Annotated in this window: 9 protein-coding genes; all 9 read left to right on the top strand. The window is 43.9% G+C overall.

Annotation, left to right across the window (positions count from 1 at the left end):
* Positions 1 to 12: 12 nt before the first annotated feature.
* The 9 genes from nifK to ACR3I3_RS10090 all read left to right on the top strand — a co-directional run bounded on the left by nifK (position 13) and on the right by ACR3I3_RS10090 (position 12,289).
* Complete coding sequence (nifK, locus tag ACR3I3_RS10130; protein WP_440952138.1) at positions 13 to 1,383, top strand: nitrogenase molybdenum-iron protein subunit beta; 1,371 nt, start codon at positions 13 to 15, stop codon at positions 1,381 to 1,383.
* Positions 1,384 to 1,419: 36 nt separating this feature from the next.
* The gene (gene nifE, locus ACR3I3_RS10125; RefSeq protein WP_440952137.1) at positions 1,420 to 2,865 is read left to right on the top strand and encodes a nitrogenase iron-molybdenum cofactor biosynthesis protein NifE; all 1,446 of its coding nucleotides are present in this window, start codon (positions 1,420 to 1,422) and stop codon (positions 2,863 to 2,865) included.
* Entirely contained in the window at positions 2,862 to 4,262 is a 1,401-nt protein-coding gene (gene nifN, locus ACR3I3_RS10120) for a nitrogenase iron-molybdenum cofactor biosynthesis protein NifN (RefSeq protein ID WP_440952136.1), read from the top strand. The genes nifE and nifN overlap by 4 nt, the downstream gene beginning before the upstream one ends.
* Positions 4,263 to 4,415: 153 nt before the next feature.
* Positions 4,416 to 5,132, top strand: coding sequence for a molybdate ABC transporter substrate-binding protein (gene modA / locus ACR3I3_RS10115; protein ID WP_440952135.1), 717 nt, complete (start codon positions 4,416 to 4,418; stop codon positions 5,130 to 5,132).
* Positions 5,133 to 5,159: 27 nt separating this feature from the next.
* On the top strand, positions 5,160 to 5,828 hold the full coding sequence (gene modB, locus ACR3I3_RS10110) for a molybdate ABC transporter permease subunit (protein WP_440952134.1): 669 nt from the start codon (positions 5,160 to 5,162) through the stop codon (positions 5,826 to 5,828).
* A gap of 9 nt (positions 5,829 to 5,837) precedes the next feature.
* Positions 5,838 to 7,010: an ABC transporter ATP-binding protein gene (locus tag ACR3I3_RS10105; RefSeq protein WP_440952133.1), complete on the top strand. Its 1,173-nt coding sequence runs from the start codon at positions 5,838 to 5,840 to the stop codon at positions 7,008 to 7,010.
* Between the two features lie 796 nt (positions 7,011 to 7,806).
* A complete protein-coding gene (gene mtaC, locus ACR3I3_RS10100) occupies positions 7,807 to 8,577 on the top strand; it encodes a methanol--corrinoid protein MtaC (protein ID WP_440952132.1) in 771 nt (256 codons plus the stop codon).
* Between the two features lie 13 nt (positions 8,578 to 8,590).
* Positions 8,591 to 9,976 carry a methanol--corrinoid protein co-methyltransferase MtaB gene (mtaB, locus tag ACR3I3_RS10095; protein WP_440952131.1) on the top strand — a complete coding sequence of 462 codons (1,386 nt, stop codon included), beginning with the start codon at positions 8,591 to 8,593 and terminating at the stop codon, positions 9,974 to 9,976.
* A 396-nt stretch (positions 9,977 to 10,372) separates the two neighbouring features.
* The gene (locus ACR3I3_RS10090; RefSeq protein WP_440952130.1) at positions 10,373 to 12,289 is read left to right on the top strand and encodes a hydantoinase/oxoprolinase N-terminal domain-containing protein; all 1,917 of its coding nucleotides are present in this window, start codon (positions 10,373 to 10,375) and stop codon (positions 12,287 to 12,289) included.
* The last annotated feature ends 29 nt before the right edge of the window (positions 12,290 to 12,318 follow it).

Below are 12,318 nucleotides of genomic sequence, written 5' to 3'. Positions count from 1 at the left end.
GGAGTGATAGGAATGTTAGATTATACACCAAAAGAAGAGGTTCAGCGTGATGCGCTTGTCGTCAATCCTGCAAAGATATGCCAGCCAATAGGTGCGGTCTATGCAGCAATGGGAGTGCACAACTGTATGCCCCACAGCCACGGTTCACAGGGATGTCTTTCATACCTGCGCATGTGTCTTACCAGACACTTCAGGGAACCGACTGCAGCTACCAGTAGCAGTTTCTATGAAGGTACAGCGGTGTTTGGTGGTGCATCAAACCTCAAACAATCGCTTTCCAACATCGAAGCCATTTATCAGCCAGAGGTAATAGCTATACACACGACCTGTGTGGCAGAGACTATAGGTGACGATGTAAATCAGATCATAGAAGATGTGGAGATGGAAGAGCTCATTGATCCTTCCATCAAATTATGTGCTGCATCAACTCCGAGCTATGTAGGTTCACATGTAACTGGTTATGACAATATGGTAAAATCCTTCGTATCAAAGTTCGCCGAGAAAGCAAAGCCGAACGGTAAATTGAACGTTATTCCCGGGTTTGTGAATCCAAGCGATATACGAGAGATCAAGAGGATCCTTTCCGTAATGAAAATACCTGCCATCGTGTTCCCGGACCAGACAGATGTCTTTGATTCACCCAATCTTGGTAATACTGATCTTTATTCCAAGGGAGGTACACCTATCGGTGATATTGAGGACACTGCAAATTCCCTTGGTACCATAGCTTTGTGCGAGATGGCAGGTGGTGCAGCAGCAAAGGTGCTGAATAAGAAGTTCAAGGTCCCCGAAAAAATCGGCCCGGCACCTATTGGAATACAGTACACTGACAGATTCATAATGAACGCCGCCGAGCTTGCAAACGTCCCTATACCTCCTGAACTGGAAGCAGAAAGGGGAAGGGTTGTGGATATGATGACCGATGCTCACCCACATTTCCACGGAAAGAAGGTAGCGATATTTGGAGATCCGGATATCATCAAGGGACTTACAAGCCTTGTACTTGAGATGGGTATGGAACCTACAGTTGTCCTGACCGGTACATCAAGCAAGAAGTTCGAAGAAGAGGTCTCCGAGATGGTACATCCGTTATATCCGGAATCAAAGATCCTCTCAAAGGATGATCTTTTCACCCTGCATCAGATAATAAAGAACGAACCAGTGGATATGCTTATAGGTAACACTTATGGCAAACACATCGCTCTTGCGGAGGACATTCCTCTGATACGTGTGGGATTCCCTGTGATGGACCGTGCGAATCTGCACCACTTCCCAATTATGGGATATTCAGGAGCAGCACGGCTTGTTGAGAGGATAGGCAATACATTCCTTGATATCAAGGATAAGACCGTTGACGAATCAGTTCTGGAGGTCGTACAATAATACGATCTCTTTGATAAATTTTGCAGGAGTGAGGATATGCCAGAAATTACTAACTTAGTGGATACTCTTGAAGAAAGACAGCCTTACATTGCTCTGAAGCAGGCACAAAAAGGCGGATCGCCTCTTGCCTGTGACAATACTTCCATTGCAGGTTCAATGAGCCAGAGAGCCTGTGTGTATTCAGGAGCACGTGTTGCACTCAATCCGGTGACCGATGCAGTACATCTTGTTCACGGTCCGATCGGATGTGCAAGCTATACGTGGGATATCAGGGGTAGTAAATCCAGTGATTCTGAAACCTATCGTACAAGCTTTAGTACCGATATGAAGGGGTTGGACGTGGTATTCGGAGGTGAGACTAAACTGTCCAATGCCATTGATGAGTTGGTGGAACAGTATAATCCACCTGCGATCTTCGTCTACTCCACATGTATTGTTGGAATTATAGGGGATGACCTTGAAGCCGTATGTAAATCTTCCACAGAGATACACGGAATTCCGGTGATCCCTGTAAAGTCAGAGGGGTTCAAAGGCACAAAGTCAGATGGTTATAAGGCTGCCTGCAATGCCCTGATGGAGATCATCGGTACAAAGGAACCTGAGATCAGATCCGAGTACAGAATAAACCTTCTTGGGGAATTCAACGTTGCTGGTGATGTCTGGCTTGTAAAACCACTATTTGAGAGAATGGGTATTCAGGTGATCACTTCAATGACCGGTGACTCTACGATAGATTCCATCTCAAAGTGTCATGGTGCCCAGTTGAATCTTGTACAGTGCAGTGGGTCAATGACATATCTTGCAAAGTGGATGAAAAAGGAATATGGGATCCCTTTCCAGAAGATAAGTTTCTTTGGTATGGAAGACCTTGGGAATGCCCTTCGGACAACTGCTGAATTTTTCGGATCAGATGAGATGAAAAAAATAGCAGAGGAGATCATCGAAGAGGAGACTGCACGCATCATACCTGAGATCTCACGTATCAGGGAAAGGGTCAAAGGTAAGAAAGCGGCCATTTACATGGGCGGTGCAGCAAAAGCCCTGACCCTTATCAAAGGATACAGGGAACTGGGAATGGAAGTGGTCATCATTGGAACCCAGACAGGGAAAAGGGATGATTACAAGCAGATAAGTTACCAGGTCAAAGATGGTACTGTAATTGTAGATGATGCGAATCCTCTGGAACTTGCAGAGCTTATTGTCAAGCAGAAGGCTGACCTGATGGTTGCGGGAGTGAAGGAACGATTCATTGCCTACAAGCTTGGAGTGGCTTTCTGTGATTTCAACCATGACAGGACCCTGGAATTCGAAGGATTTGATGGTTTTGTCAACTTTGCACGTGAGATAGACGCATCCATAAACAGTCCTGTCTGGAGGCCTGTGCGTGAGATGGGCAGAGTTAGGGCAGAGAAAAAAGATACTGTGGAAAACAAGTCAGTTTATGTGCCACAGATCAATCCTGCAGTGGAGGTGACAGTATGACCGAAAGGAATTATTCCACGGTAAATCCCTGCGTAATGTGTCAGCCAATGGGCAGTGTAATGGCATTCAAGGGGATCGAGGACACCATGGTACTTTTCCACGGTTCACAGGGATGCAGCACTTATATGCGCCTTCACCTGGCACATCATTTCAGGGAGCCTATGGACATTGCTTCAACTTCCCTGAGCGAGAGAGGAGCTGTCTATGGTGGAACCGAGAACCTGATAAAAGGTCTGAACAACGTCATCTCGAGGTACGAGCCAAGAGTTGTTGGTGTTGCCACCACATGCCTTGCAGAGACCATTGGGGATGATGTTGAGAGGATAATTAAGGAATTCAGGAGAGAGAACAGTATTGCAGATGGAGTTACTATAATACCGGTGTCCACCCCAAGCTATGAGGCCAGTCACACGAACGGTTACATAAAAGCAGTTGAAGCAATTGTAAGGAATTTCACTTCAGATCCTGGTGGAGATCACCTTACAAAAAAGATCGTGAATTTCATACTTGAAGAAAGCATCTCTCCGGCGGATATCCGTGAATTGAAAAAGATGCTTGCAGATACTGTTGGTTCCTACATCTTTCTGCCGGATGTCTCCGAAACATTCGATTCACCAATGAAGGAGACATTACCAAAGATCGCTACCGGTGGAACAAAGCTATCTGACATTGCCAATATGGGGAACAGCATAATAACCATAGGCATGGGAATAACTAATGATAACAAAGCGGCAGAATATCTGAAAGTTGCACACAACGTTCCTTCCTATGATATTCCAATACCCATAGGACTTGAGTACACGGATAGAATGCTTTCCATACTTTCAGAAATTGCAGAGATCGATATTCCGCAAGAGTTTCTGGAAGAGCGGGGCAGGTTGATCGATGCAATGATAGACGCTCACAAGTATGTCTATGGAGTAAAGGTAGCCATATATGGGGATCCGGACAATACATTGGGTCTGTTATCGCTTGTTCTGGAGATGGGGATGCATCCGGTACTTGTGGCATCCGGAAGCAAGAGCAAGAACTTTACCAGAATGGCCGGCAAACGGGTGGAAGAATTGCGGCCTGACCTTGAAACAACAATACTGGAAGGAGTAGATTTCGATACATTGAATGATTCAATGAAAGAGATCGATTGTGATATGCTCATAGGAAATTCCAATGGAAAGTACATTTCCAACGAACTGGGAATACCTCTCATACGTGTCGGCTTCCCTATTCACGACAGGTTAGGAGCACAGCGTATATTGACTGTTGGTTATAGGGGTGCAATGGAACTTGTGGATCGGATAACCAACACACTTCTTGAAGTGGACGAAAACAGGCGGGAACTAAAAAGCCTGGAAATAAGGGGGATGCTACAGAATGAAAGTGGATTGTTTATGTCATGATATTGGCCAGTATCATGACATAACTTTTGACTTTTTGGATATGTGTCGTCAGAACACGGACTTCAGCGAAGTGTTGATATGAAGCAGAGCATGAAGGTATTAATCGGGATCATGTTCATCTGTATGTCAGTGCTGGTTATCTCATCTGCATAGGTGACAGCAGATGATGCTATTGATCCCGGTACCACTATTACAGTATCTGCAGCAGCAAGTCTTACTGAAGCATTCGATGAACTGATCTCAGAGTTTGAAACAGAAAATCCTGACATCGATGTCGTACTGAACCTGGCAAGTTCCGGATCCCTCAGGATGCAGATAGAAGCAGGTGCACCAATCGACGTGTTTGCCTCAGCTTCCGGGAGGCATATGGATATACTTGATTCCAAAGGAATGATTGATAACAGCTCAAGGGCAGATTTTGCAACGAACTCACTTGTCCTCGTGGTTCCCGGGAACAGTGATCTTGCGATCACAAATATCGATGATCTCACTAGCAGCGAAGTAAAAAAACTGACCATGGGACATCCTGATACTGTACCTGTTGGAAAATATGCAAAACAATCTCTTACTGAAGCGGGTATATGGGAAGAAGTTGAAGGTAAGATCATTTTTGCGGAACATGTGAAACAGGTTCTTACCTATGTAGAAACAGGAGAAGTGGATGCAGGCTTTGTCTATATGACAGATCTTGAAAATTCAGGATCTGGAAATATCAACTTTGTCTGTAAACCCTCGCTAAGTTCAGAGATCATTTACCCGATAGCAATCGTGAAGTCATCCGGAAACAAAGAAGAAGCAGATAGGTTTGTAGATTTTGTGACAGGAGAAAAAGGTCAGATGATACTGAAGTCCTATGGTTTTTCCTGCTGACACGATCGGACGGTGGCAGGTGATATAATGCTGGAATCTGTATGGTTCCCATTGATCCTTACTCTCAGAGTGTCTATAGTTTCCACTTTGTTTGTACTTTTGATGGGAATACTGATAGCCTATGTATTCGCAAGGAAAGACTTTGCAGGAAAACGCTTTGCAGAAGCAATGGTTACAATGCCGCTTGTGCTTCCGCCAACGGTTACAGGTTATCTGCTGGTGATCTTACTGGCAAAAAATGGTATCATTGGCAGCTACATATCAGGGATAACCAGCGAGGGTATACTTTTTACCTGGCAGGCAGCGGTCATTGCTGCTTTTGTTGTCTCTCTACCTTTAATGGTCAAGACCGCAACTGCAGCAATTGAGACGGTGGACAGGGAACTTGAATATGCAGCCTACACACTTGGAAGAAGTGAACTTGAGACTGTGCTTTTCATAACCCTTCCACTTGCAAAGAAAGGTATACTTGCAGGATGTGTTCTAAGCTTTGCAAGAGCTGTAGGGGAATTCGGGGCAACTCTGATGGTAGCAGGCAATGTACCGGGTAAAACAAATACGATGTCTCTTTCCATTTATGGTGCATTCCAGACAGGGAACAATGAGCTTGCCAACCTTTTGGTCATAATATTGATCATTGTATCGCTGCTGTCCATCGGTATCACCAGCAGTCTTGTCGACAAATGGAAAGTATAAGGTGGTCATATGGGTGTGGAGATCAGCATACAAAAAAAGTTTTACAACAAAGATGCAAAAAAGGGTGGGAAAGAAACTTTCTCACTTGGTTGTGATTTCAAAGCAGATAATGAACTTGTGGTTCTTTTTGGACGTTCCGGTTCCGGAAAGACCACAACTTTGAGATGCATTGCAGGATTAGCAAAACCTGATTCCGGATACATAAGAATAAACGATGATGTGTATTTCGACCACCAGATGAATATAGATCTCCCCTCGCAGCAACGCCACCTTGGCTATGTGTTCCAGAACTATGCACTCTTTCCGCATATGGATGTCAGGAAGAACATTGCTTATGGTCTAAAAGGGATGGATACCCTTTCAATACAAAGGCGTGTCGATGAGATGATGGAACTGATGCAAATAGGGGAGCTGGAGAATTGCTATCCTGCAAAGCTTTCAGGTGGTCAGCAGCAGAGGGTGGCATTAGCCCGTGCACTGGCACCAGAGCCGCAGATCCTGCTTCTTGATGAGCCATTCTCTGCACTGGACATGGTCTCCAGGATCAGACTTCGCGCAGAGATGAAATCAATACAAAAAGAACTTGGTATACCAATGCTTTTCATCACCCATAATCCGGTAGAGGCCTTTACAATGGCAGATCGTGTGGTGGTCTATCATGATGGTGTTGTACAGCATCTGGGCAGTCCGGAAGACGTATTCTATCATCCAAAGACCCGGCATGTTGCAGAACTTGCAGGTCTCTCAAATATATTTGATGATGCGGTGGTTGTTGATCACGATAAAAGTTTAAATAGCACAATTTTGAGAACGCAGGACATATTGATAACCGCACAACCTCTGGATTGCATGCTGGGGGAAAGGGTTTCGTGGGGTATCAGGCCCGAGAATATACTGCTACTTGATGAACGTGAAGGACAAAAGAAGCAGAGAAGGAACCTGTTCCCTGCGATCATTACCAGTATAGTTAACAAAGGAGCCAGCAGTCTTGTTTCAGTTGAGATCGTGGGGAAAGAGATTATGTTGGTAGCAGAGATCGCAAATAATACATTTAACGATCTAATGAAGAATGTTGGTGACAAATGTGTTGTCCAGATAAAGAAAAAAGGGATCGTTGTTTTTGATAGGAATGATAAAAACATCAGGTCAAAATTGTCAGGCCGATGTCCGGTCAGAGTATGAAGACCAGGAGATTTTGAATATTTATTCTTAGTTTTTTCTTTACTTTTTGAATCAATTTTCTCCGTTCAACCTGCGGCAACCAGCAATATTTCTATTGAAATGGAACATTTGTTATGAGGGTACGAGCTGCAGAGACCATCTATTTTTAAGCATTTTTGACTTTTTCAGACACAAGAAAAATAAATTATAATTATATTTATCAATTTATGCAAAAATCGTTTCTGTAATCTTTACAATTTATCCATGATTTACTCTTTAAATTTTTATAAATAATTAGGCTAATTGTGTCTTTTGAAGTTGTTTTCTTCTTCTGTAGTCAAAATTTATCGATGTAAAATTACATATAAATATTTCGTTTTTGTTGTATCTAATATTTGTAATATTTTTTGATCCTGAAATTATTAATCATTATCAACAGACTTATTTCTTTATATGTGAGCATGTTGATCGAATCTCGATTTTGGATTATCTTTATATATTAGTTCAAAAAGCGTGCAATTTGTTTTTAATATATAAACATATTGGTTTGTAATATATCTTATTTTTTCAAACATTTATTTTACTTTTCATTTTCAGTATCTGTTGCTTTATTATATCTTGAAATAAACAGTATGTAATAAATTATCTCAAGCAATATAACTATATACTATAATTCAAAGATAGTTATGTTTATATAGTAAAACATCAGACGCCTTATCAGGATTTCGTAATGATGTCCTATGGATTGGATCGATGACGGTTTTCAAACTTTACGAACACCGTTGTTAAAAACTTAAAAAAGCAAAGGAAGTAAAAAATGACCAGTTTCGATTTAGACCCCAGTGAAATTCTGGTAAGGTACAATGTGAAAATGGAAAAGGCTATGACGCCTGAAGATGCTGCAGCTGAACTCTATCCTACGGATGAATTATACAGGCCAATTGCAGAAGCCATCTTTGAAGGTGAGGAAGATGACGTTATTGAAGGTCTTGAAGCTGCAATTGATGCAGGAAGGGATCCAATTGCACTGATCGATGATGCACTTATGGTAGGTATGAAAGTTGTTACAGACCTGTATGACCAGGGTATCATTTTCCTGCCAAACGTCATGATGTCCGCAGATGCAATGCTTGAGGGTATCGAGTTCTGTAAGGAACAGTCCGACGAAGCACCTGTTTCAAAAGGAAAGGTCGTCTGTCACGTAGCAGAAGGAGATGTACACGACATCGGTAAATCCATCGTTGCTGCACTTCTCAGAGCAAACGGATATGAGGTCGTTGACCTTGGTCGTGATGTCCCTGTGGATGAAGTTATCGAGGCTGTCAAAGCTGAGAACCCTATCATGCTTACAGGTACTGCACTGATGACAACAACAATGTATGCCTTCAAGGCCGTCAACGACAGGCTGCTTGAAGCAGGTATAAAGATCCCATTCGCCTGTGGTGGTGGGGCAGTAAACCAGGACTTCGTAACAACATACGAGCTTGGTGTCTATGGTGAGGAAGCAGCTGACGCACCGAAGATCGCAAATGCTATTCTTGCAGGATCAGATCTGAGTGCACTGAAAGAGGAATTCCACAAACACTAAAGAGGTGATAATAATGGCAATCAACAGATACACAAAGATGGCATATGACAGTGCAGATGACATGATCTTCGGCAGATCAAAGTTCCCTGTAAAGGCAGGACTTGACCTCGAGATCGGTGGCGGATATACTTCCCCTGAAGTGAACTATGCTCCAAGACCTGAAGCTGGTGCATCAAAAGAGAAGCTTATCAGGGAATACCAGAGGATCACTACCGACATCATGAACCGTATGGTCCAGGTCGGTTTCCCATCTGTGGTACTTGAAACAGAACACGTTGAGCAGATGACCAACAACCCAACCTGGGGAGGAGAGGTCGCACACGCACAGAAAGAGATCATGGAAGAGTTCCACGATGAATACGGTATCAAATGTGCATTAAGACACACCGTTGGTGATATTCGTGAAGACCGTGATTTCCTCGGACTCAGAGGCGACAAGTTCAACGTCCTTATGGAATCCTTCGAGGAAGTAGCAGCAAATGGTGCTGACCTTCTTTCCATTGAGTCAATGGGTGGTAAGGAGATATTCGATTACGCTATTCTGAGGAACGATGTGCCGGGTATGCTCTATGCAATCGGTTGTCTTGGTACCATGGATATGGACTTCCTCTGGCAGGAGGTCGCAAACGTTGCAAAGAAGCACAACGTTGTTGCAGCTGGTGACACCGACTGTTCCGAAGCGAACACTGCAATGTTCATTGCAGGCGGACTGCTCGACAAGAACCTTGCTCACACACTTGCTATCATCGCAAGGGCTATCTCAGCACCAAGATCACTCGCAGCATATGAGGCTGGAGCTGTAGGTCCTGGTAAGGACTGTGGATATGAGAACGTTATCCTCAAAGCGATCACAGGTATGCCAATGACATTCGAAGGTAAGACTTCCACATGTGCTCACTCCGATGTCATGGGTAACCTCATCATGCAGTGCTGTGACCTCTGGTCTAACGAGTCCGTCGAATACCATGCAGAGTTCGGTGGTACATCCGTACAGTGCTGGTCAGAATCCCTCGGTTACGACTGTGCTCTGATGAACACTGCACTTGCAACCGGTCAGGAGAAGGTTCTCAGGGATCTCATGGTACTTTCCGACAAGTACAGGGACCCACAGGGCTATGTCCTTGCATACGACAACGCATACCGTGTCGGTGAAGCTATCGTCAAGGACGGAGAGGACATCTACCTCCGTGCAAAGAACGCTGCACTCGAGTCTGTTAAGATCATGGAAGAAGGTGCAGCTGGAAAGCTCGAGCTCACAAGGTTCGAGAAGGGTGCACTCGCAGATGCAAAGGCTGCTCTTGAAGCACTTACAGACGACAAGGAAACCTTTATGAGCGACTGCATGACCAAGTACAAGGAAGAGGTAAAGGTATTCCTGCCTGAGAACTACGGTCTCTAAGCAGGATTGACGGAAAGTTTTTCCGGAATTGGACAGTAGCCCTGATCCCCTCGGGGCTACTTTTCTACACCTTGAAAAACGGTCTTTGTATCCAGACATTTTGAGAACCTTTAAACTAACTACGTTTACATCCTTCCCTAATAACAAAAACGAGAAAAAACGAAAAAAACAAACTGGAGGTGATATTAAGATATTTACAAACTCCTTTATCTCCTTTAAACATTTGTCTTTATTTTTTTAAATTTATAATCTTCTACTCAGTTTTATATTATAGTACTAATTATTTTTATATATCTACGTGAAAAATGATCTTCAACCTCCAATGTTGCAGTACGGGCTAAATTATTTGATAGCAGGTTTTTTTGATCTGTAAGTAAGAAGGGACGGCGATAAATTATGCAATATAGTTTAGGTATCGATGCAGGTGGAACTTATACCGATGCGATCCTTGTAAGGGATTCAGACAGGTCAGTTGTGACCTCCAATAAAGCACTGACAACATATCCTGACCTTATCGAAGGAATAAAGAATGCTATCGATGGTATCGATGAGGAATACCTTGAAAAAGTGAAACTTGTATCACTCTCCACAACACTTGCCACAAATACTGTTCTGGAAGATACCGGCTATCCTGTAGGCGTTATTCTTGCAGGTGAGCATAATGTCGAAAAGGATTTCCCAACCAATGACATCATTTTCGTATCTGGTGGCCATGATCATATGGGTGAAGAAATGGCACCCCTTGACATACAGGCTGTTAAGAACTTCGTCCTGAAGGTAAAAGATAATATATCCGCATTTGCGGTTTCTTCACATTTTAGCATACGTAATCCAGAACATGAACTGAAGATCAAGGAACTGATCACGCAACTTGCCGGTAAACCTGTAGTGTGCGGTCACGAACTTTCCCAGGAGATCGGTGCTTATGAAAGGTCGGTGACAGCTTACCTGAATGCACAGTTACTTCCTGTTGGAAAACACTTTGTTAATGCCATCATAGCTGAGATGAAAAGGAGGAATATGGATGCCCGTCTTATCATGCTCAAGTGCGACGGTTCGGTGGTTGGTATCAGGGACGCACTGGAAAAACCCATTGAGACCATATTCTCAGGTCCGGCTGCAAGTCTGATCGGGGCATCCTATCTTACGGACCTGGATACCTGTGCCGTCATAGACGTGGGTGGCACAAGTACTGATGTCTCAATGCTTTACCAAAATGTCCCGGACCTGAGTGGGGCCGGTGCAGTGGTCGGTGGCTGGCAAACAAGGGTCAAGGCCATCCACATGGAGACATCTGCAATGGGTGGTGACAGTCATATATGGACAAAGGACAAAAAGGTCTTCATGGGTCCAAGAAGGGTGGAGCCACTATGTCTTGCCGCTGTCAAATATGAGGGATTCCTTGAAAAACTGAACCGGGTAGTAGTCCCTTCACGCAGGCTTTTTGATGAGAACATCCAGCCGACCAAGTTCTTTGTGAGAACAGAACACGAGATCGTTGACCTGAATGAGAACGAAGAGATGGTACTGTCCGTTATAGGCGATGAACCTGTTTCATTCGATGAGATGTCAACAAGGTTGAAAAAGCCACCTTCCTCTTTTGTGTTAAGCTCCCTCATCAAGAAGAGGCTTATCCAGGCAATCGGTTTTACGCCAACTGATGTCTTGCATGTCCTGGGCGAGTACACTGAGTGGAATTCAGATGCATCGAAAATAGGCGCAGATCTCATTGCAAAGATGAACAACACAGGCAAGTATGAGCTATCTTCATCACTGAAAAAAAGGTTTGCCCGCAACATGGCATTTAGTCTGATGTCTTACCTCCTGCCAGGAGTTGAAACCACCGGTATTGAGAAGATCGTTGACGGTAAGTTCAAGGCAAAGTTCGATGTGGAAATCCCGGTCGTGTTATTGGGTGGTCCCGTGATCGCTTATAAGGATGAGATCATGTCTTTCATAAATGCTGATATAATTGTTCCTGACCATGCAGAAGTCGGTAATGCTGCAGGTGCACTTTTCGGGAAGGGTATCAAGAGGCTGGAGATCATGATCAAGCCGGTATCAGTGCATGAACCTGACAGGGATTTCTTCGTATTTTCTCCTGATGGAAGATTGAAGTTCGATACATATGTTCAGGCATTGTCATTTGCCAATGAACATGGCAGAGCACTGACCTACAGCTATATGAACGAATGTGGTGTCAGGAACAGCAATGTAAATGTGACGGTAACTGAAAAGCATGTTTCACCAGAAGGGTGGCACCACCCTCCAATGGAATCAAAACTGACCTTTGTTGGCGTCGGTATGATCTGAGGCAGAACATCTGTATCTTTGATCATTTC

This window comes from Methanococcoides mangrovi, from assembly GCF_052057775.1.
Lineage (GTDB): Archaea > Halobacteriota > Methanosarcinia > Methanosarcinales > Methanosarcinaceae > Methanococcoides.
The sequence above is the reverse complement of the archived record's forward strand: the minus strand, read 5'-3'. Positions and strand labels throughout refer to the sequence as shown.